At 61.0% G+C, this 21904-nt stretch carries 20 protein-coding genes; 9 read left to right on the top strand and 11 right to left on the bottom strand.

Annotation, left to right across the window (positions count from 1 at the left end):
* Positions 1-41: 41 nt before the first annotated feature.
* The gene (locus tag G8764_RS17335) at positions 42-1061 is read left to right on the top strand and encodes a LysR family transcriptional regulator (protein ID WP_166165929.1); all 1020 of its coding nucleotides are present in this window, start codon (positions 42-44) and stop codon (positions 1059-1061) included.
* 362 nt (positions 1062-1423) lie between these two features.
* Here the strand turns inward: G8764_RS17335 and G8764_RS17340 are convergent, their stop codons facing one another.
* Complete coding sequence (locus G8764_RS17340; RefSeq protein WP_166165930.1) at positions 1424-2017, bottom strand: phosphoribosyltransferase; 594 nt, start codon at positions 2015-2017, stop codon at positions 1424-1426.
* 135 nt (positions 2018-2152) lie between these two features.
* Between G8764_RS17340 and G8764_RS17345 the strand changes: the two genes are divergently transcribed.
* The gene (locus G8764_RS17345) at positions 2153-2479 is read left to right on the top strand and encodes a hypothetical protein (RefSeq protein WP_166165931.1); all 327 of its coding nucleotides are present in this window, start codon (positions 2153-2155) and stop codon (positions 2477-2479) included.
* A gap of 50 nt (positions 2480-2529) precedes the next feature.
* On the opposite strand, the gene G8764_RS17350 is transcribed toward G8764_RS17345, so the two are convergent.
* The 7 genes from G8764_RS17350 to bioB all read right to left on the bottom strand — a co-directional run bounded on the left by G8764_RS17350 (position 2530) and on the right by bioB (position 9082).
* Positions 2530-2757, bottom strand: a complete 228-nt coding sequence (locus G8764_RS17350; RefSeq protein ID WP_166165932.1) for a DUF3094 family protein — start codon at positions 2755-2757, stop codon at positions 2530-2532.
* 273 nt (positions 2758-3030) lie between these two features.
* Complete coding sequence (locus G8764_RS17355) at positions 3031-3900, bottom strand: putative metalloprotease CJM1_0395 family protein (protein WP_166165933.1); 870 nt, start codon at positions 3898-3900, stop codon at positions 3031-3033.
* 179 nt (positions 3901-4079) lie between these two features.
* Positions 4080-4361: a hypothetical protein gene (locus tag G8764_RS17360; protein ID WP_166165934.1), complete on the bottom strand. Its 282-nt coding sequence runs from the start codon at positions 4359-4361 to the stop codon at positions 4080-4082.
* A 180-nt stretch (positions 4362-4541) separates the two neighbouring features.
* Positions 4542-5225 (bottom strand): dethiobiotin synthase, encoded by a 684-nt coding sequence (bioD, locus tag G8764_RS17365; protein ID WP_166165935.1) that lies wholly within the window; start codon positions 5223-5225, stop codon positions 4542-4544.
* Positions 5218-6810: a malonyl-ACP O-methyltransferase BioC gene (gene bioC, locus G8764_RS17370; protein WP_341806411.1), complete on the bottom strand. Its 1593-nt coding sequence runs from the start codon at positions 6808-6810 to the stop codon at positions 5218-5220. The genes bioD and bioC overlap by 8 nt, the downstream gene beginning before the upstream one ends.
* Complete coding sequence (gene bioF / locus G8764_RS17375) at positions 6807-7970, bottom strand: 8-amino-7-oxononanoate synthase (RefSeq protein ID WP_166165936.1); 1164 nt, start codon at positions 7968-7970, stop codon at positions 6807-6809. The genes bioC and bioF overlap by 4 nt, the downstream gene beginning before the upstream one ends.
* Positions 7971-8026: 56 nt before the next feature.
* Entirely contained in the window at positions 8027-9082 is a 1056-nt protein-coding gene (gene bioB / locus G8764_RS17380; protein ID WP_207951941.1) for a biotin synthase BioB, read from the bottom strand.
* Positions 9083-9316: 234 nt separating this feature from the next.
* Here bioB and G8764_RS17385 point away from each other — a divergent pair, with 234 nt between their 5' ends.
* From G8764_RS17385 to cysE, 3 genes are all read left to right on the top strand, one after another.
* The gene (locus G8764_RS17385) at positions 9317-10090 is read left to right on the top strand and encodes a ComF family protein (RefSeq protein ID WP_166165937.1); all 774 of its coding nucleotides are present in this window, start codon (positions 9317-9319) and stop codon (positions 10088-10090) included.
* A gap of 158 nt (positions 10091-10248) precedes the next feature.
* The gene (locus G8764_RS17390) at positions 10249-11235 is read left to right on the top strand and encodes a serine/threonine protein kinase (protein WP_166165938.1); all 987 of its coding nucleotides are present in this window, start codon (positions 10249-10251) and stop codon (positions 11233-11235) included.
* A gap of 54 nt (positions 11236-11289) precedes the next feature.
* A complete protein-coding gene (cysE, locus tag G8764_RS17395) occupies positions 11290-12081 on the top strand; it encodes a serine O-acetyltransferase (protein WP_166165939.1) in 792 nt (263 codons plus the stop codon).
* 97 nt (positions 12082-12178) lie between these two features.
* Here cysE and epmA read toward each other — a convergent pair whose 3' ends face one another.
* Positions 12179-13132: an EF-P lysine aminoacylase EpmA gene (gene epmA / locus G8764_RS17400; RefSeq protein ID WP_166165940.1), complete on the bottom strand. Its 954-nt coding sequence runs from the start codon at positions 13130-13132 to the stop codon at positions 12179-12181.
* 84 nt (positions 13133-13216) lie between these two features.
* Complete coding sequence (gene efp / locus G8764_RS17405) at positions 13217-13789, bottom strand: elongation factor P (protein ID WP_166165941.1); 573 nt, start codon at positions 13787-13789, stop codon at positions 13217-13219.
* Between the two features lie 227 nt (positions 13790-14016).
* Between efp and epmB the strand changes: the two genes are divergently transcribed.
* The 3 genes from epmB to G8764_RS17420 all read left to right on the top strand — a co-directional run bounded on the left by epmB (position 14017) and on the right by G8764_RS17420 (position 19362).
* Positions 14017-15021, top strand: a complete 1005-nt coding sequence (epmB, locus tag G8764_RS17410; RefSeq protein ID WP_166165942.1) for an EF-P beta-lysylation protein EpmB — start codon at positions 14017-14019, stop codon at positions 15019-15021.
* Between the two features lie 185 nt (positions 15022-15206).
* Positions 15207-16997 carry a hypothetical protein gene (locus G8764_RS17415; RefSeq protein ID WP_207951942.1) on the top strand — a complete coding sequence of 597 codons (1791 nt, stop codon included), beginning with the start codon at positions 15207-15209 and terminating at the stop codon, positions 16995-16997.
* Positions 16998-17268: 271 nt separating this feature from the next.
* On the top strand, positions 17269-19362 hold the full coding sequence (locus tag G8764_RS17420; protein ID WP_166165944.1) for an EAL domain-containing response regulator: 2094 nt from the start codon (positions 17269-17271) through the stop codon (positions 19360-19362).
* Between the two features lie 3 nt (positions 19363-19365).
* Here the strand turns inward: G8764_RS17420 and serB are convergent, their stop codons facing one another.
* Positions 19366-20583 carry a phosphoserine phosphatase SerB gene (gene serB / locus G8764_RS17425; protein WP_166165945.1) on the bottom strand — a complete coding sequence of 406 codons (1218 nt, stop codon included), beginning with the start codon at positions 20581-20583 and terminating at the stop codon, positions 19366-19368.
* A gap of 131 nt (positions 20584-20714) precedes the next feature.
* Between serB and G8764_RS17430 the strand changes: the two genes are divergently transcribed.
* Positions 20715-21875 carry a hypothetical protein gene (locus G8764_RS17430; RefSeq protein ID WP_166165946.1) on the top strand — a complete coding sequence of 387 codons (1161 nt, stop codon included), beginning with the start codon at positions 20715-20717 and terminating at the stop codon, positions 21873-21875.
* Positions 21876-21904 lie beyond the last annotated feature (29 nt).

Consider the following 21904-nt stretch of genomic DNA (forward strand, 5'->3'; position numbering starts at 1 on the left):
ACTATTTGCGCCGAATTAAGAGGGCTTCACTCATGGATGGTATGAACAAACGCGAAATCAACCTTGGCACCAGGCAATTGCAGCTGCTGCTCACAGTATTGGAAGAGGGAACCATCACCCGCGCAGCGGACAAGCTGGGAATCAGCCAGTCGGCGGTAAGTCACGCACTGGAGAAATTGCGCGATGAACTGGGGGACCCGCTCTTTGTCAGGGCCGGCCGCTCGATCGTAGCGACGGATTACGCGCGCAGAATAAAGCCGAACATCGAACAAGCACTGCAACTGCTGGAAGGAATCACCGCCGCTCACAGCCTTGAACCGGGCCGCTACGCCAGCGAGATCGTCATAGCCGCCAACGATTACAGCCGCGACCTTCTATTGCCCGGGGTGCTGGCAAGCCTCCGCCAGCAGGCGCCGCAAGCCAGCCTGCGCATCGTCGACTGTCCCCCACAACCCTCCATCCTGCTGCGCCAGAATGCCGCCCTGTTAGCACTGAGCCTGCACCCCGCAACACCGACCGACATTATCAGCGAACCACTATTAACACTGCAGCAAGGCCTGTTCTACGATCCCCACTGCCGCCCTCCCGCCACCACAGCCGCCGAGATCCTCGACGCCGAATTTGTTGCCACGGCACTGCAAACAGATAACCCAAACCACCGCCTGACATTGCCACTGCCGGGAGCCCCCACAATCAAGCCAACCGTGGTAGTGCAGAGCCCCACCGCAGCGGCAGCGTTCGTGCGCAACAGCGCCCGGCTCGCCCTGCTGCCAATCGGCCTCTGCCAATCGGTAATCCAGGGCTTGAGCCTGTTGCCATTGGGGGCGAACGCCGAGCCGCTGCAGTTACACATGTGCTGGCACAACCAATTGCAGCAAAGCCCTCTGGGCCAATGGCTGCGCAATATCGTCCGCGAGGTGGCCCGCAAACAGGCACGGGTTGGAATGGACGCTGGTGATGGGATTGGGTCGGTTGTAGAGGTTGGGCCTTCTAATGGCGTCGAGCCTGATGACCCAGAAAGAATTGCGACTGGAGTTAAAGTTACCGCTGCACCACCTTAATATTTGCAAGGCGTTCGCGCTGACCAAAACAGCAATGCACAAAAGCACTCACAAATTTTCCTAAATACCTCTAACACTAAAATTCTTAAAGCTGGCGCGAAGGTAGGTCTGGCTTCGGGTGCTTGCTTTCAAGACCCTCGACAGCATGGATGCTGTCGTGGAGCCCCCAGGGATGGGTCAACGGCGAGTCTTGAAAGCAAGCACCCGGAGCCAGGCCGGGTTAAAACCAAAACCAGACCGGGTTAAAACCAAAACCAAACCGGATTAAAACCGAAACCAGGCCGGGTTAAAACCAAAACCAAACCGGGTTAAAACCGAATCCAGGCCTGGGTTTAATCGCAATAACTGGCGGAAAACCACATTCAGGGCGACAGCTTCCCCGCCAACACTTCCCCCAATGCAAATTCATCCAACAGCGCTTTTACCCCCGGTTTGTGCTGCGCAATTTCTGCTCCGGTCAGGCCGTCCAACTCATGGGGAAACACCAGCCAGCGATCGGTTTCATGCAAATAGAAGTGCGGCCGAAAGTCCGTCCGGTTGTTGGCCGGCTTAAACCACGGCGTGGCGATGCGAATATCCAGCGGCGCTGCAGCGGCAGCTTTATCCTGCAGCGCCTGCAAAACAGCGGCGAGACTTAAACCGGTATCGAACACATCATCCACCAGCAATACCGAGTGGGCGCGACTGACATTGTCCACCAGATATTCGAGCCCGTGCACCCGCACCTGCTTGTCCCGCGTCGCAATACCACTATAGGATGAAGTTCGAATGGCAATATGATCGGTGCTGATGCCGCACACCTGCAGAATCTCCTGCACCGCAATCCCCACCGGCGTGCCACCGCGCCAGACCCCGACAATAAAATCCGGCCGAAAGCCGCTGCGAACGATATCCAGCCCCAGCCGGAAAGAGTCTTGTAACAACTCATTGGCGCTGATGTAGTGCTTCTCACCCATGAAATAGCGGCCTGCCTGCCCTGTGAAGACTTGAAATCACCATTCTGTCACCGGAAAATAACCAGCTAGACGGAAAAGTACTGCATAATAGCAGGCTTGCCAGGAATGCTGGCAAAAACCCAATCATCAGGCGCTATGAAACCAATCAAGACCAAGGCACAAATCAGGGCTGAAATAGACCACCAGGTCGACGACTTCCTGGCCAAAGGCGGGGCTGTCAGCCAATTTCGCCAGGGCGAGAGTGGGCGCGAAAACAATTCCCAACTGGCAAAGCCGCCCCATTTGGAACGCAATGAGCAAACCCGCACCCCGGTAATGTCGGAGATCAAGGCCATCGAAGCGCGCCGGCAAAAACCAAAAACCACCACCGTCAAAAAGACCAGGCGCCGCAACGGCGAAGAAAAGAAAGCACTGTTGGTCGACGACTTTGGCGAACCGCTGCGCTGGGTACCGAAATCCTGAAGCGACGCGCCCCTAAAGCGAAGCGATCCTAAACTGGCGCGCTGCCCGGCTTAAACCACACCGTGCTCCAGCGCGATCCAATAGCTCACCGCACTCAAGCCCACTAACACCAGCCAGATCACCAGGAACAAGCGCCAGACCCGAAACGGGGCGCGCTCAACCTGATTGACTCCGGAGCCGATAACCTTGTCGACCCGGGCCTGGTCCTCGGGCGACAACTGATTGCCAGACTCGCAATGTTCAGACTTGTAATGTTCAGATCCGGGATGTGCAGACACGCCTCTACTCTCTCGCTGGGGTTAGGATGGACGGGCGATCACTGTAGCGCAAATAGTTGCCCATCACCATCCGCCTCATGGATTGGCTGCTCGGGGTATTACCCGCTGCCCGCCCGTAGGTTCGATTCCTCAGCTCAGACCAAGGTTCGACGGTTTATTGTGAGCGGATTTCCGCAATTACCGGTAAGACGCGGGGCACCATCCGCTTCGGACGAGAAAGGCTAGCAAGGGAAAAGGGCAGCACCAGGGATAAGGGCAGCACCGGCGCCAGATTCAGGCCAACAGATTCAGCAAGCCACCGGTGGGATTGGAAGTCGGGAAGACGCCGATTTCGATCAAGCGGCGATTGAGATCAATATTATTGCGCACCACGCTATCATCCAGCCCAGCCTCCTGCTGCTGCGCACGGACCTGTTCCCGCTGCGCCAGCTCTGCCTGCTGCTCCTCCCGCTGACGGGCTTTTTCCTCCCGCTCGGCCTCCAGCTCTGCGGCCAGTATCTCGCGCTCTTCCGCCGCCCGCGCCACAATCTCCTGCTGTGCCTGGCGCTCAACCTGGGCTGCCTGGGCTGCCACGCGCCGGTCCTGGGGAGAGGGCTCCGCCGGCGCCAGTGCCGCACGCTGCACCCGCCGGGCATTTTGCAATGTCGCCTCCGGGTCACCGGCAACCTGGCCGATACTGATGGGCACTTCCCCACCGATGGCGTAACTGACCCCGTCCGGCCCGCGCTGAAACTGGTAGACCGGTGCACCGGCCAGGGCACCGCCCACCGCCGTGTGCGCCTGCTCGTGGGCGCGAACTTCGCGGTCGCGACTGGCCAGCTCCCGAATCAGCTGTTGCTCGGCTTCCCGTTGTTTACTTTCCTGCTGTTTACTTTCCTGTTGTTGGGTTTCCTGCTGCTGGCGCTGGCGCTCTTCCTCCTGCTCGCCGTTATGCCGCACACCCTGGGGCTGCTCCTCGGCCAGCACCGCGCGCTCGGCAATGGACGAGCGCGATTGCTGGCGACTGCTCTCGGCGAGTTCTTCGACGGGTTTAAAGGGAGTGTTAAGGGCCTCGATATTTTCGGTGCCCACGGGAGAACGCCCCACCGAACTGAAGGGTGAGACGGCATTGGCAAAATTGGATGGCAGTGAGGGAGTAATCATTGCTGCTGCAGCTATTTATCCACTCATCTCGAATTAATCCTTGAGAAAATACCCCGTAAAATCGTTAAAAGACTCAGCGCTGCCCGGGTCCTTTATATTGACCAAATAATACCCAAATATTGTGTCGTTGGCACCCGGGATAGTGGTGGTACCCGCCCCGAGGGCCAGTGCCCGCGAACCTAGGCGCGCGTATCCAGCAGCGCCCCCAGGGTCTCATCCTCTGTCGACGCGACCTTGGCGTTGGCATCAAACACCAGTTGCTCGGCTTTCATCTGCAGCAGTGGTTCCAGCTTATTCTGGCTGGTCGACTCGGCGGGTTCCGCGGCGCGCGCCACACTGCGCTCCACTTCGGTTGGGGGCCGGGTATCAACCTGGGCGATGTCATTGGCCGACCTCGCCATTTGCTGCTGGCTGATCAACATGCCCTGCAAGCCCGTGTTCGCAATTGAATCAACTGCCATGGGGTAACTCCAAAGATTTAACACTGATGCTTGAAGTCTACGCAATTTGCGCGCAAAAAACACACAAAAGCCGGCGATTTAGCGCTTACTTTAAGAACAATTTCTGTTAAGAACTCGATTTTTATGGCATCAGCCCGGTCTGCTCCCGCTTGCCGGCGCGCTAAAACACACGCCTGGCGCTTAAATCAGAACCGAAATATCCAGGCAATCGGCCACCGCCTGGCGGGTCGGCGGCTCAAGGAAGGGCACCACTCCCAGGCAGGGTGCTGGCAGCAAGGTGGTCAGGGTTTGCAGGTTTTCCTCGAAGCAACTCATGTCCGGGTCCACCCGATTGGCCACCCATCCCGCCAGCACCAGGCCGTCGCGCTGGATGGCTTCAGTGGTCAGCAGGGCGTGATTGATGCAGCCGAGCTTCATACCCACTACCAAAATCACCGCCAGCTTCATTTCCACCGCCAGGGTCGCCATGGTTTCGCGGGGGTTTAGCGGCACCCGCCAGCCACCGGCGCCCTCCACAATGGCCAGGTCCGCCGACTGCAACAGCACCCCCTGGCAAAAGCCACTGAGTCGCGCCGCCGACAACTGACGCCCTTCATGCAGAGCCGCGATGTGCGGGGCCACCGCTTCCCGCAGGGCAATCGGGTTTACCTGGGCATAGGGCAGCGGCTGGGACATGGCCGCCATCAAGGCCAGCGCATCGTCGTTGCGCAAGCCCGCGTCGGTCTCTTCACAGCCTGCCGCCACCGGCTTGCAAGCCACCGTGGTCAACCCCAGCTGGCGCGCCTTTTCCAGAATGCCGCAAGCCACCAGCGTCTTGCCGGCATCGGTATCGGTGCCGGCGACAAAGTATTTCTTTTTAGCCATGGTCACCCTCCTGCCGGGCCAACTCCAGGTAGTACACCTCCCAGCTGGCGGGCAAGCGCTGCCGGGCATCGCGAAATTTTTCGTAGGCGCGCTTGAACGCCAGGATGCGCTGGCGGCCGGTCAAGCCGCCGCTCTGGCCGCGATTCATATTGTGAGCGCCCAGGGTCTTTAATTCGTAAGTGAGCTCGCGCACATCCTTGTAGTGCATAACGATTGTCTCTGTGTGCCAGTTGCGCAACGCCAGGCCACTGCCTGCCAGCGCCGCGCGAATAGCCGCTTCACCGGCAAATTGATTGACGTGGGTGTACTGGTCAACTTCGCTCCAGGCTGCACGCAATTCCGCCAGGGTGCCGGGCCCGAGCGTGGCGATATAAACGCGGCCATCGGCCGCCACCACCCGGCCCAACTCCTGGAACAGGGCCGGTAAATCCGCACACCACTGCAGCGCCATGGCGGAAAAAATACAGTCGACAGCGCCCTCGGCCAGCGGCAGGTATTCGGCATCGCCGCACACCCAGGTAAAGTCGCCGCGCTTTTCCCGGGCGTAGCGCAACATGCCTTCCGCCAGGTCCAGCCCCAGCACCTGCCCAAAGCGCGGCGCCAGCTGGGGCATAAAATAACCGGTGCCACAGCCCAGGTCGAGGCACAGCTCTGCCCGCGGCGGCGCCACCCGCGCCAGCAAGCTATGGCCCACCTGGCGCTGCAGTTCGGCCACGCTGTCGTAGGTCGCCGCCGCCTTGCCGAAGGAGCGGGCGATCTTGCGCTTGGCCACCGCGCGCTCGGCGGCCTGCAGAAAACGGCCGATGCGGGCGCCGATCGTCGCCGGCGCCGACCAGTGCAGGGCGTGCCCGGTGGCCGGCACAACTTCGACCAACTGGTCCCGGTTCAAGGCGCGCACGGCGCGGGCAGCGGCAACCGGCACCAGGGCATCAGCGGCGCCGAACAGGTGCAGCGCCGGCACCGTCATGGCGGCCAGGGCCGAACGATTATCCAGCGCCTGCAACCAATTCAAGGCCTGTTGCCAGGACTCGGCAGTGGCCTCACGGGAACTCTGGGCACACTGGCGCAGCGGCTTGAGTAACTGCCGGGCACGGGCATCGCCCTTGGCCATCAGGCCGGCAAAGCGCTGCAGGGTCTGGCCCTCGTCCGCGGCCAAACCGGCGCTAAAACGTTCAAAGGTCGGCGGGTCCATGGCCTCGGGCCAATCCGCGCGCGCCACAAAGCAGGCGTTGGTGGCCAGGGTCACCAGCGCCGTCACCCGCTGCGGATAGCGCGCCGCCAACTGCGTCGCCAACATCCCGCCAAGGGACCAACCGAGCAGGGCAAAACGCGGCGGCAAGTCCTCCAGCAATTGTTCCAGAAAGCGATCGATGTCGGCGCTGGCCGGGGCCTTGCCAAAACCGGGCAAGTCCACCACCCGCACTTCAATACTGGCGCCGAAATATTGCAACAGCGGCTGCCAGGAGCGACCGTCACTGCCCCAGCCGTGCAACAACACCAGCGGTTCGCTGCCGGCCAGAACCGGGCCCGGGCTCGCCTCGGGGGAATGGGTCTCGGGTGAGGAATTGAAATTGGATAGCGTCACAGGGCCAGCGTCCGTTGCAGTGCCTGCAGCAGGGCGTCTACCTGCTCCTGCGAATGGGCGGCAGAGAACGTGATACGCAGGCGGGAAGTGCCCGGCGGCACGGTCGGCGGCCGAATCGCCGCCACCCAAAAACCCTGCTCCTGCAGCGCACTGGCTAACTGCAGTGCGGACTCGGCAGAACCCAACAGCACCGGCTGGATGGCGGTCTCGGAATCCATCAACTGCAAACCCAACGCTGTCGCCCCCTGGCGAAAGCGCTGTACCAGGCTGTGCAAATGCTGCCGACGCCACTCCTCTGCCGCGATCAGGCGCAAGCTGGCTCGGGTCGCCGCCGCCACTGCCGCCGGCATGGCGGTGGTGTAGATATAGGGTCGCGCCTGCTGGATCAGGGTCTCGATCAGGACTTCACTGCCCGCCACAAAAGCGCCAAACGAGCCGACCGCCTTGCCCAGCGTACCCATCAAAATGGGCAGCTGTTGCTGGCTCAGGCCATAGTGCACCGCGGTGCCCGCGCCGCCCGCACCGAGGCAGCCAAAGCCGTGGGCATCGTCCGCCATCAGCCAGGCGTTGTAGCGCTGGCACAGGCTGGCCAGCTGCGGCAGCGGCGCCAGGTCGCCGTCCATACTGAACACCGCATCCACGACCACCAGTTTGCGGCGCGCCTCGGAGCGAGCCAGTTTGCCCTCCAGGTCGGCCAGGTCATTGTGTCGAAAACGCTGGAAACGAGCCCCGGACAGGAGCCCGCCGTCCAGCAGCGAGGCGTGATTGAGCTTGTCTTCAAACACCGCGTCACCCTTGCCCACCAGTGCATTGATGGTGCCGAGATTGGCCATGTAGCCGGTGGAAAACAGCAGTGCCCGCTCGCGCCCGGTGGCCGCAGCCAGCTCCTGCTCCAGTTGCTGGTGTTCGCGGGAGTGACCGCACACCAGGTGCGACGCGCCACTGCCCACGCCGTAGTGGCTGGCGCAGGACTGCAGCGCTTCAACAAGATGCGGGTGATTGGCCAGGCCCAGGTAGTCGTTGCTGCAGAAGTTGACCAGCCTCTGGCCGGCAACCACCACTTCCGCCCCCTGGGCCGACTCGACGTTGCGCCGCTGGCGATACAAATGCTGTTGCCGCCGCGCGTCGAGGGCGCCGGACAATTCGTCATCAAGCGACATGATAAAAGCCTAAAAGCAACATAACGGCGGCGCTACCCGCGCCGCCGCCAGACCAATTAACTGGCGGCGTTGTAGAAGAATTTATCCGAGCGCGCCGCATCCAGGGCCTGTCGTACTTCGCTTTCCTGGCCCTCTTCATCGGCGTGCACTTCATACTTCTCGGTATTGATGCCGAGCCGCTTGAGCAACTGCATATCCTTGCTGGCTTCGGGGTTGGGAGTGGTGAGCAGCTTCTCGCCGTAGAAGATTGAATTGGCACCGGCCATAAAGGCCATGGCCTGCATTTGCTCATTCATTTCTTCGCGACCGGCGGACAGGCGCACGTGGGACTTCGGCATCACAATACGGGCGACGGCGATGGTGCGGATAAAATCAAACGGATCCAGGTCCGCCTGCTCTGCCAGCGGGGTACCCTCGACCCGCACCAGCATATTGACCGGCACGGATTCCGGGTGCTGGGGCATGGTGGCCAGCTGGTGCAGCAAGCCGACCCGGTCTTCCTGGCCTTCGCCCATACCGACGATACCGCCACTGCACACTTTCATGCCGGCGGCGCGCACATTACCCAAAGTATCGAGGCGATCCTGGTAGGTGCGGGTGGTAATGATATCGCCGTAGAACTCCGGCGAGGTATCGAGGTTGTGGTTGTAGTAGTCGAGCCCGGCCTGGGCCAATTGCTCCGCCTGGTCACCGGACACCATGCCCAGTGTCATGCAGGTTTCCAATCCCAGCGCCTTGACGCTTTTGACCATTTCGGTGACGTAGGGCATGTCTTTTTTCTTCGGTGAACGCCAGGCGGCGCCCATGCAGAAGCGAGTGGCACCACTGGCCTTGGCCGCCCGGGCCTCCTCCAGCACCTTCTCGACTTTCATCAGCTTTTCTTTCTCAAGGCCGGTGTCGTAGCGCGCGCTCTGCGGGCAATATTTGCAATCCTCGGGGCAGGCGCCGGTCTTGATGGAGCAGAGGGTACTGATCTGCACTTCGTTGGGATTGAAGTGCTGGCGGTGGACGACTTGCGCCTGGAACATCAAGTCGTTGAACGGCAGATCAAACAGTGCCGCGATTTCTGCGCGGCTCCAATCGTTGCGAATTTCTGTAGCAGTGCCCATCATCCTGAAAACCTGTTAATGTCACCCGATCAGCGACGCGTTAATAATAGTGGGAGTGCCGACTGCCTCTGGCAAACAGCCAAGCCGAGCTTCGGCCGGTGCACTCGGGCACCGACTGGTGGCAAAATCCCGCCTGATAGATAAAAACTGAAACCCAAAAAGTGCCTAAATAATAACCGGTTACAGCCAGTTGTCAACCAAAATTGGCCACCAAGGTTAACAGCCAGGACAGAGACTATGCCAACCAGGGAAGGTAAGCATAACGGCAACCCCAGTGGCTGGAGGCGACTGCTGCCGCAACAGCTGTGTCGCCACTGCTATAGCCGCAACCCCCAGGGCAGCCTTTGCAGCGCCTGCCGGCGCGACCTCAACGACCCGCTGCCACGCTGCCCGCGCTGCGCCCATCCACTGCCCTGCGCAACCCCCACCGGGGTCGACTGCGGCGAGTGCCTCGCCAACCCGCCACCGTTTCAGCGGGTGATTACCGCCTACCCCTACCAGCCGCCCATCAGTGACTGGATCAATCGCTTCAAGCACCAGCGCGACCTGCGCGATGGCCACTTGCTGAGCCGGTTGCTGATCGACCGAATCGAGCTGGCCTACTGCCAGCAGCCACTGCCAGAGTTACTGGTTCCAGTGCCCCTGCACTGGACCCGGCAACTGAGCCGCGGCTTCAACCAGGCCGGCTGGATCAGTCGCTGCCTGCAACAACACTTTGCCATTTCCGCCTGCCCGGCCTTGCGCCGCCACAGGACCAGCCACAGCCAGCAGGGCCTGGATCGGAAGCAGCGCCAAAATAACCTCCACGGCGCCTATCAATTGGCGCCGCGCTTCGCTGCCCGGTTGCACAATCGACACATTGCCCTGGTGGATGACGTGGTCACCACCAGCGCCACCGCCCGCACCCTCAGTGCCCTGTTGCTGGCCGCGGGCGCCCGGCGGGTGGATGTCTGGTGCCTGGCGCGCACTGCGCGGGCCCATCCCTCGCCACCGCGCACGCCACTCACCTGACGATATGCCGCCCGCGACGGCTCTGGCGATAACTGGCCTTGAAGCCCGGCAGCGAGCGCAAACGCAGGCATTATCGAGCGCCGGCACAGCTTCCGGATTAGACCGCTCCAGCGCTTTGCGGCACAATGGTTCATCGGGCTCAATCGCCACAGGACACTATGACACTTTCGCATCCGTATGAATCTCTAACCCCGGACACCGTGCTCGACGCGGTAGAGCAACAGGGCCATATCTGCGACGGTCGTATCCTGGCCTTAAACAGCTATGAAAACCGGGTCTACCAGGTTGGCATCGAGGGTCAGCAACCGCTGATCGCCAAATTCTACCGCCCCCAGCGCTGGAGTCGTGCCCAGATCCAGGAGGAGCACGATTTTTGTGCCGAGCTGGTGGCCCACGAGTTGCCCGTAGTGGCGCCGCTGCTCAGCGAGCGCGGCGTCACTATTCTGCAGCACAAGGATTTTCTGTTCGCCCTGTTCGAGCGTCGCGGCGGCCACGCCCCCGAACTGGACAATCTCGCCAACCTCGAAATCATGGGTCGCTTCCTGGGCCGCATGCACAACATTGGCTACCTCAAGTCGTTCAACACCCGCCCCGCCATCAGCGTCCAGGGTTACGCCATCGACAGTATTAAATTCCTGCGCGAGCACGGCTTTATTCCGCCGGAGCTGGATAACGCCTACACCACCCTGACCGACCACCTGATCAGCCTGGTGCAGCAACGCTTTGCCGAAACCCACTATGAAAGCCTGCGCATTCACGGCGACTGCCACCAGGGCAATATTCTGTGGCGCGATGACATGCCCAACTTTGTCGACTTTGACGATACCCTGACCGGCCCGGCGGTGCAGGACTTGTGGATGCTGCTGTCGGGCAACCGCGACCAGCAACAGACCCAGCTGGCGAAAATTCTCGCTGGCTACCAGCAGTTTTGCCCCTTCAATGGCGCCGAGCTCAATTTGGTCGAAAGCCTGCGCAGCCTGCGCATCATCAACTACAGTGCCTGGCTGGCCCGACGCTGGGACGACCCCGCCTTCCCCCGCAATTTTCCCTGGTTCAACACCCAGCGCTATTGGTCCGACCATATCCTCACCCTGCGCGAGCAAATGGCAGCCCTGCAAGAGCCGCCGCTGTCCATGCCCTGGTAGATAATCACTGGCGGAGCGGGGATAATAGTGGCATTAGCCAGGGGAAACAGATCCATGACCGCAAGCGACGACAACATTTGGCAGGCCATTCGCCTGGAGGTAGAAGAGCAGGCCAGTGCCGAGCCCATCCTGGCCAGTTTTCTGCACGCCACCATCCTCAATCACAGCAGCCTGGAAGACTCGCTCAGCTTTCACCTGGCCAACAAACTGGACTGCCCGGCCGCCTCGGCCATGCAGATCCGGGAGGTCGTACAACAGGCGCTGGGCGCAGACCCCAGCCTCGGTCACGCCCTGCGCGCCGACCTGATCGCGGTCAAAAACCGCGATTCCGCCTGCATCAACCTGTCCACCCCGTTTCTGTTCTTCAAAGGCTTTCACGCCCTGCAGTCTTACCGGATCGCGCACTGGCTCTGGAACCACAACCGCCGCGAACTGGCCCTGTTCCTGCAAAACCGTATCTCCGTGGTATTTGCCGTGGACATCCACCCGGCGGCGCAGATCGGCGAGGGCATTATGCTCGATCACGCCACCGGCATCGTCATCGGTGAAACCGCGGTGGTGGAAAACAACGTCTCGATTATGCACTCGGTCACCCTCGGCGGCACCGGCAAGGAGTGCGGCGATCGCCACCCGAAAGTGCGGGCCGGGGTCCTGATTGGGCCGGGTGCCAAAATACTCGGTAATATTGAAGTGGGCGCCGGCGCCAAAGTCTGCGCCGGCAGCGTGGTGCTGAAGCCGGTGCCGGCACACAGCATTATCGCCGGAGTGCCGGCAACGGTAGTGGGCCGGGTCGACTCCAACCTGCCCGCCTGGGAAATGGACCAGGGTATTGGCGCGACCGTCTAGGGTCCGCCCGGGAACTCCGATATTGCCCTCTTGCCGTCATTCCCGCGCAGGCGGGAATCTATATATATCAAGCACTTACTGGCCCCCAGGACGCCAGCTACACCCGATCCACCGGAAAGGCCAGCACCGCGGCAATCTCAGCCGCCCCGGCTTGTTGCATCAACAGGCGGTCCACCCCCAGCGCCACCCCGGCGCACGCCGGCAAGCCACTGGCCAGCGCCGCCAGCAAGTGCTCGTCCGCCGCCAGCTCGGGCAAACCCAGCTGTTGTCGCCTGGCACTATCGGCGGCAAAGCGGCGACGCTGCTCAACCGCATCGGTTAACTCCCAGTAACCATTGGCCAGCTCCATACCATTGACATAGGCCTCGAAGCGCCGCGCCACCCGTTGACCTTGAGCGTCAGTCGCAACCCGGGCCAGCGCCGCCTGGGAGGCGGGGTAGTCGTAGACAAACACCAGGCCGCGGCCGAGGGCGGGCTCGATCACATGGGTCATCAGCACATCCAGCCAGGTGTCGACATCGGCCTCCTGCCAGGCCACATCCACGTGCTCAGCGGCAAGCGCACGCAGCTGCTCGGCACTGGCCCGGTGCGGATCGATTCCCAGCTGGCTCTCGAACAACTCCCGATAGGACACCCTGCGGATCGATTCCAGCTCCAGGCAGTCGCCCAGCAGGGCCTCCACCTCATCCATCAATTGCTGCTCATCCAGATCCAGCCGATACCATTCCAGCATGGTGAATTCGGGGTTGTGACGGCGCCCGGCTTCGCCCCGGCGAAACGCCTTGCCGAGGCTGTAGATATCGCCTACACCCGCCGCCAGCAGGCGTTTCATAAAGAATTCCGGCGAGGTCTGCAGGTAGCCGTCAGCCCCGTCCAGGGTTACGGCAATACTGTCGATATGGGGGTCGGTGGCGGTGTGGCGCGCCAGCAGCGGCACCTCCACTTCCAGCACGCCGCGCTGGCGAAAAAAATTCCGCAAGCGCTCATAGAGCTCGGCCCGCGCACGCAGCAGGGCCGGGGTGGCCGCAGGCGGCCAGGATGAAGACTGCATAACCGAGACTACTGTTGCGACATTGAAGGCGCGGGGCCCTGAGGAAGGCAAGTGGGGCCAGAGCCCCACCGGTAGACAAAGGAATTACTGGTCTTTGGCGCGGCTCAGGTATTCGCCGGTGCGTGTATCGACGCGAATCACCTCGCCCTCCGATAAAAACAGCGGCACCTTGACCACGGCGCCGGTGGAGAGCTTGGCCGGCTTGGTGCCACCCTGGGCGGTGTCGCCTTTGAGGCCGGGATCGGTTTCGACAATTTCCAGCTCCACGTGATTGGGCGGGGTAACCGCCAGCGGCGCGCCGTTGAACAGGGTTACGGTGACCTTGTCCTGCTCCTTCAGCCACTTGGCAGAATCGCCAACCGCCTTGGCATCCGCCTGGTGCTGCTCAAAGGTGGTGGGCTCCATAAAGTGCCAGAACTCGCCATCACTGTAGAGGTACTCCATCTCGTGGTCGCGCACATCGGCGGCCTCCAGGCTCTCGCCGGAACGGAACGTCCGCTCCCAGACCCGGCCCGAGTTAAGGTTGCGCAGCTTGACCCGGTTAAAGGCCTGGCCCTTGCCCGGCTTGACGAACTCGTTATCCAAAATGGCACAGGGCTCGCCGTCGAGCATGACTTTCATGCCGCTGCGAAATTCGTTGGTGGAGTAGGTGCTCATAGTCACTCTCTGCTTCAGTTGCTATTGCTGTAGGTATTGGTAATTGAACTAGTGTAGCGCTGAAATAATTACCGGTTGAATTTGAGGGCGGCATTATACAGCAGCCGCTGCGGCGATATAAGCCGCCAGCAGCAGTCTAATGCGCTGGCAATGGCCAGCAGAGGGGAAAGACCTGTTCGATATTCATTGCTACAATGCGCCACCCGCTGCGCTGATGATACCCGGATATGTCCCAACTGCTGCCAACACACCCCGAAAAAACCTGGCAAGAAGAGCTGATCGATGCCGTGCGCGACCCGGCGCTGTTGCTGCAGCAGCTCGACCTGCCAGTGACACTGCTGGAGCACGCCCGCCTCGCCAGCCGCGACTTCAGCCTCAAAGTACCCCGCCCCTTCTTGCAGCGCATGCGCAAGGGCGACATCAATGACCCGTTGCTGCGCCAGGTACTGCCGCTCGCCGCGGAGCTTGAAGAGACCGAGGGGTACAGCACCGACCCGCTGCAGGAGCAGGCTTACAACGCCCACAGCGGCATGGTGCACAAGTACCGGGGGCGAGTGCTGCTGATTGTCGCACCCAACTGCGCGGTCAATTGCCGCTACTGTTTTCGCCGCCACTTCCCCTACCAGGACAACAATCCCGGCCGCCAGCAGTGGCAGCAAGTATTCGCCCAATTGCGCGCCGACCAGAGTATCAGCGAAGTCATTTTCAGTGGCGGCGACCCACTCGCCAGTCCGGACCGGCACCTGCAATGGCTGGTTGACTCGATCGCAGCCATTCCTCACATTCGCCGCCTGCGCGTGCATACCCGCCTGCCGGTGGTCATCCCGCAGCGCATCACCACCGACACCCTGGGCTGGCTGGCGGGCTCCAGGTTGCACTGCAGCGTGGTACTGCACATCAACCATCGCCAGGAGCTCGATGCCGCAGTGGGCGGCGCGATCGCGCAACTGCGCGACGCAGGCATCACTGTGCTCAACCAGTCGGTGTTGCTGAAGGGTGTCAACGACTGTGCGCAAACCCTGGCGGAGCTGAGTGAGGCGCTGTTTGAACAGGGCGTCTTGCCCTACTACCTGCATTTACTCGACCGAGTCCAGGGGGCGGCTCACTTCGGGGTTGACGAGCCCCGGGCGATTGCCCTGCACCGTCAGCTGCAGGCGCGCCTGCCCGGCTACCTGGTGCCGAGGCTGGCGCGAGATGATGCCGGGGCCAGCGGTAAAACCCTGGTCAGTTAAGAGCCCAAACTAGCCGCACGGACAACCACTGCGACCCGCCCGTGCTAAACTGCTAAACTTTATCCAGACGATTACTGTAAATACTGGTAATCTCCGCCCGAAGACAGAACCTGTTCGCCCGCGGTGAATCCGCGCAAACCTGGCGTTTGCGCGAATCGAATAGCAAGGGAGTACAGACTAAGAAGATGAGCATGCAGGCCGACTTGAATTCTCTGATCACAGCACTGGAGCTGCCAGACACCAATCTGAACTCGCTCAGCTTTTGCAAAAGCAGTCGGGTCGCCGCGCTTACGTCCTGGGTAGAAAGCCTGCCGGTCACGCAGATGAATCGCACCGGCACCATACTCTACAAAGCGGTACCGGAAATACCTCGCCTCAACACCTCCGCCGGCAATCGACTGGAAATACTGGAAGCCCTGCGCCCCTGTGTGCAGCAGACCATCCAGGGTTTGACCAAGCACTTCCTGGAGCAGCCACTGTTGCATTCGGACGCAGCCATGAAAACCGCCATCGTCGCCCAGGCGCTGCAACGCCACCTCAGCGTTGGCTATTACCAGGTAGTGAGAGAGATAACGCGGGCTCGCCCCGGTGGCAATTTCAAAGGTGCGGAAAAAAAGACCCTCGCCACGGCGGTGCACCGCGCCCTCAGTGGCCTCGGCTTGCAATTCCTGCGCAGCTCGCAAATCTACACCCAGCCCACCGCCCGCCTGTGGCTGGAAATCAATACCCTGTACCGGATCGCCGAGAGTTTCGAGCTGCTTAAATTTCCCTGCCTCGACCCGCTGCTGAAGACACGCAGCGCCAACAGCATCGAACAAGCGTACTTTCGCATCACGCTGCTGGCCTGCGCCCGCCCCAATCAACTCACCCCCAAGGAAGTCCGCATCGTCTACGACCTGACGGAGAGTTGGTCAACCCTGGTACAACTGGCGCCATTGAGCGACGCCACACGTGATCTCTACGGCATCGACCTGGGCGCCAATAGCGAGCCCCGCTACGCCTCCGAATTGCCCGAACCGCGCACGCCGGAATGCCGACAGCTGGTGCTCAGCCACCTGCTGGACACCATCGCCAAACAACTGGACAGCGATGCCGAAGGCCAGGCAATTATCGAGTTACCCGCCAGCCTGCCCGCTCACTTGCTGCAGCACCTGCTGACCACCTGGGGCACAAAACTGGAGCGCCTGAACCCCAGGAACCAGCGCCAGGCCGAACTGGAGGTCGCCATCGGACTGACCAACATTCACTTCCACCTGGCCCAGCAAAAATCCTTCAATGAATTTATCCGCGGTACCCAGAGTTCGCGCTACAACTTCAGCCTCAGTGACGAGAGCGGGGCCGGCGACCCGTGGGACAACGCCTTTGATTCGGAAGGGCTCGGACGCAGCAATGTCGAGCTGAACCTGAGTCTCGACATGGACGCCAAAGCAAAGGGCGACGCCAACGATCAGCCGGGGAACGCCCAACCGACCATTTACCCGGTGCAAATGCTGGATTTCAGCAGCGACGGTTACCGCCTCGACTGGCGTGGCGAGGCGCCGTCCCAGCTCAAGGCCGGTGAAATCATCAGCGTGCGTGAACCGGGCAGCAGCGACTATCGTCTCGGCGTCATCCGCTGGGCCAAACAACACAAGCACGGCACCCAGCTGGGTATCCAGGTGCTGGCCCACAAAATCAAGGCCGCCGCAGCCCAACAACTGCAAAAAATCGGCGAAGACAATGTGTATATGCGCGCGATGCTGGCAACCGAATCCCGCCACAGCGAAGAGTACACTCGCCTGGTTACCGCCGCCCATCCGTTTCGCGCGCGCAACAAAGTCAGGATCAGGGACGGCAACCAGACCCGTTCGGCACTGTTGAGTGAGCTGCAATTTTCCAGCGCCAGTGTCTGCATATTCAAATATCGCCTGCAGCAAACTGCCAGTGATGCCGTTGCCCCTCCCGATGAAGATGGCGGCATCCGCTCCAGTTGGTAAACGCCGGGAAGTGATTTTTTGAGACCTGCATCACACTTTTACCAACCCGGCACCGCCCCTTCGGCTACTGGCGATCATTTACCCTGTTCTCAACCCAACCAGGGCTTGTTATCCCTTACATTTGGCCAGAAATAGCTATATCCTTCGCCGTATATCAATTTCCAACTCCCTCCCGCCGAGGCTCGTCAAACAGGACCACTATCGCCTTTGAACCCGGCTGCCAGCCGACTTTGACTTGCATCGTTCAAAATAGGGAATATTGCAGAACTTTATGAGCGCCAACGAAACCATTCGCCTGCTGATCATCAATGACTCCCGCGATGAAGTCGAACGGCTGGTCAGCATGCTGCAAAATGCCGGCCGCTCTGTCCGCCCGCAACATGCCGAAAGCGAAGAAGCTTTTATCAAGCTGTTGGAAGAGCAGATCTGGGACCTGCTGATCGCCCACGAGAGCAGCACCCAACTGCCCCCGGTTACCGCCCTGCGCCAGATCAACCGCCTCAACAAGGATCTACCCATGATCCTGATAAGCGATGGCGAAGCGTCACAAGCGGTGGTGGAGGGGCTTAAGCTCGGCGCCCGGGACGTGGTGCAACTGGACCAGGACCAACACCTGCTGCTGGTTATGCAGCGGGAACTGGAAAACCGCGAGCACCGCCAGCGCCGGCGCCTGGCCGACCGCAAGTTGCGCGAAGCCGAGCGTCGCGGGCAGCAACTGCTGGACAGCTCCCGGGATGCCATCGCCTACGTTCACGACGGCATGTTTCTGTACGTCAACCAGGCGTTTGCCGAATGCTTTGGCTACAGCGATCGCGACGACCTCGACTGTGTGCCCGTTATCGATATGGTGACTGCGGCAGAGCAGGACAAGACCCGGCAATTCCTGAAAGATTTTTCGCTCAAAGGGGAAGAGGCCGAGCTGTGCCAGCTAACCTTCGCCGGCATCTGCGGGGACGGCTCAACCCGCTCAGTAACGGTTAATGTCGCCACGGCCTTCTACGATGAAGAACTCTGCATCCAGTTTCAATTGCCCTCCGCAGAGCAGGCCGGCGACAACCCGCTGCAGGCACAGCTGCAGCAAATCAAGGAGTGCGACCCGCTCACCAACCTGCTCAACCGCCAGTCCCTGACCGAGCGCCTGGAGCAGGAAATATCGAAAAACCTCGACCAGCAGGCCACCTCCACCCTGCTCTTTATCGAGCTGGACGGTTTCTTTGAAACCCTGCTGCCAGAATTGGGCGTTGGCGGCTCGGAGCAACTGGTCATTGAAGTTGCCGACTTTCTCCGCGCCCGCAGCGCTGACGCCGAGTCCCTGGCCCGCTTTAGCGACAACAGCTATATGCTGCTGTGCCCCAACCAGAGTGCGGAAGCCGCCCTCAAGCGCGCGGCACAGCTGTGTCGAGAGCTGCAAGCGCACACCATCACCATTGGCGATTACAGCGGCCAGGTCACCGCCAGTATCGGCATCGCGGTGGCCAACGAAACCAGTCACAGCGCCGAAGACATCATCAACAATGCCCTGAAAGCGGTCGAGACCCTGCACACAGAACTGGCCGGCAACGCCTGCCAGCTGTACGAGCCCGCCCCCGCGGTAGAGGAAAAAAGCGCGGAAGAAATTGCCAAGGCCGTACAAACCGCGCTCAGCAACAACCGCTTCCAGCTGATGTTCCAGCCGATTATCAGCCTGCGCGGCTCCGAGGATGAGCACTACGAAGTGCTGCTGCGCATGCTGGACGAAAACGACGAGCTGGTATCACCCAGCGACTTTATGCAGGCAGCGGAGAAGAAAGGCGCCAGCACCCGGATCGATCGCTGGGCCATCCTGGAGACCATCAAGATGTTGGCCGCCCACCGCGCCGGCGGCCACAAGACCCGCGTCCTGCTCAACCTGAGCAGCCAGTCCATGCTCGACGAGACCCTGGCCCCATGGCTCAAGGTGGCCTTCCAGGCCGCCAACCTCAGCACCGACGCCGTTATTTTCCAGGTCGATGAGCGCAGTGTCAGTGGTCACCTGGAGGCGGCCGCAAAGTTCTTCAAAGCCATTGCTGCCATTGGCTGTCGCACCTCGCTCAGCAACTTCGGCTGTGCCCTCAACCCGTTCGACAACCTGGACCACATCACCCCCGACTACGTCAAGGTGCACGGCTCATTCACCCGGGACATTCAAAGCAGCAGTGAGGGGTCGGCGGTGCTCAGGAATCTGATCAAACAGTTGCTGGAAGCGCAAAAAATCACCATTGTGCCCTACGTCGAAAATGCCAGCGTGCTGTCTTCGCTCTGGCAAACCGGCGTGCACTATATCCAGGGGCACTACCTGCAGGGGCCGGCCCAGTCCATGAACTACGACTTCAATATGGAGGGCTAGCTTCTAGATACTGTTCTCGTCCCGGTCGCGAAAACCGATCAGGTAGAGAATGCCGTCCAGACCGAGATTAGAGATCGACTGCTTGGCCGAGGCCTTTACCAATGGCTTGGCCCGAAACGCAATACCCAGCCCGGCGATACTGAGCATGGGCAAATCGTTGGCCCCATCGCCCACCGCAATCACCTGCTCCAGTGACAGGTTCTCCCGCGCCGCCAGTTCGCGCAACAACTGCGCCTTGCGCTCGCCGTCGACGACCTCGCCGCTGACATTGCCCGTCACCTTGCCGTCCTTGATTTCCAGCTCATTGGCATAGACGTAGTCGATACCCAACTTTTTCTGCACGTAACGGCCGAAATAATTGAAGCCGCCGGACAGAATCGCGGTTTTAAAGCCCAGCTTGCTCAGCGTCGACACCAGCCGCTCGGCGCCTTCGGTCACCGGCAATCGCTCGGCAATACCCGCCAGCACCGACTCATCCAGCCCCTTCAACAGGGCCACGCGGCGGCTGAAACTCTCTTTAAAATCCAGCTCTCCGCGCATCGCAGCCTCGGTAATGGCAACCACCTCGTCGCCCACTCCGGCGGCCTTGGCCAGTTCATCAATCACCTCGGCCTCAATCAGGGTGGAGTCCATATCGAAGCAGACCAGGCGCCGGTTGCGGCGATAGATGTTGTCTTCCTGGAAGGCGATATCGGCGTCCAGACGTACCGACAGCTCCATAAAATCCGAGCGCAGCGCCCCCAGGTTGGCGGTATTGCCCCGCGCCGAAAACTCCACGCAGGCCTTGGTCTGGCTGCTTTCGCAGTCGAGCCGCACCCGACCGGAGAGGCGACTGATGTTGTCGATATTGAGACCGTGTTGCTTGGCCACCGTGGTCACCTCAGCAATCTGCTGGGCGGTGATCTTGCGCGCCAGCAGGGTCACGATATGTCGATCTTTGCCCTGCTGGCTGACCCAGTGACTGTAGCTCGCCTCGGAAATCGGCTGGAAACGCACCTGCATGCCCAGCTCGTGGGATTTGAACAGCACATCTTTTAACACCGGCGACGACTCGTACTCCGGCGGTATTTCCACCAGCAACCCCAGGGTCAGGTTATCGTGGATAACCGCCTGGCCAATATCCAGGATATTGGCCTTGTATTGCGCCAAAATGCTGGTCATGGCGGAGGTGACACCGGGCTTGTCGGCACCGGAAATATTGATTAAAAGTATTTCTTTCACACGCAGGGCTCAATTACCAGTAAAATGTAGCGGCATTATAGCTTTACTCGTCAGTCAGACTGAAATATTCTCTGCCGCCACACCGATCAGGCGTGCGGCCTGACTCCACCGCCAGATACGAATACACCCAAATGCCTTTGCAAACTGTGCTACAGCTGCTGCGCACGCCCTTGTTTTTAGCCAGCCTGACGGCACTCATCACCCTGTTGCTGAGCGCCAGCATCTTCCAGACACAGCAATCCAGCTTGCTGGACAAGCGCAACAACCACTATGGCAATGCGCTGGCCTCCCTCGCCGCGCGCCAGGCCACTGACGCCACGCTCAATCACGACCTGGTCAGCCTGCAGGTCACCGTGCGCGACGTGGCCCGCAACCCGCACGTGCTCAGCACCACCATCCACGACGTGGAAAACCAGCTACTGGTGCAGGCCGGCAGTAACGCCATCAGCCGCGGCTTCCTGCCGGAGCAAACCCGCTCCTACTCGGCACCGATTACCTTCCAGGACAGTATTGCCGGCTACGTGACAGTAACCCTGGACACCCAGGCGCTGTACGAACAGCGCGACAATGCCTGGCTGCTCGGCCTGGTGGGGCTGTGCCTGGCCCTGCTGGCCCTGAGCACGCTGAACCTGCGCAAAAAACCGGAGCCGTCGCCGGCGGCAGCCAACTCCGCCACAGAAGCCGCCGCTGACAGCGACGCCGATATCGCCCTCCCGGGCCGCAACCAGACCGGGGAGGGAGCCATATTTATCGCCCTGAAATTACACTGCCTGAATATGCCGGCGCTGGAACGCCAACTCAGCGCCTCCCTGCGCCAGCAGCTGGTGGCCGACATGGAGCGCTACCTGAGCGGCATCAACACCATCTACAGCGGCCGCATCCACGCCGCCGACAACCGGGATATTGAACTGCACTTCCAGGGCGACGACCTGGAAAACACCGTGTTCCGCGCCATCTGTGCCGCCCAGCTGTTGTTTCGCCTGCTGGACGGTCGCCGCGACGGCATTCCGCTGCACTACGCCGCGGCGGTCTTCGCCCTGCAGCGCTCCAGCCAGCTCAGTGTGCGCCTGCAGCAGTCAGCTCTGCAGCGACAGTGCCAGCAGGCCCTGCAGCAACAGGTCCGCGGCGGGCTGCTGGTCCACGCCGGCGAGTGCAGCACCTCACCGCTGCTGCAGCGACTGCAGTGCCAGGATCATCTGCTGGACGACACCTGGCTGCAAGTCAGCGGCCTGCAGTCCGGCTATGCGGGACTACTGGACAAGCAGGCGCAGCAGCTGAACCCGCCGGATTAGCCGCCGCTGCGCCAGGGCCGGCTCATGCC

Source organism: Pseudomaricurvus alcaniphilus (assembly GCF_011440395.1).
GTDB classification, from domain to species: Bacteria; Pseudomonadota; Gammaproteobacteria; order Pseudomonadales; family Cellvibrionaceae; genus Pseudomaricurvus; species Pseudomaricurvus alcaniphilus.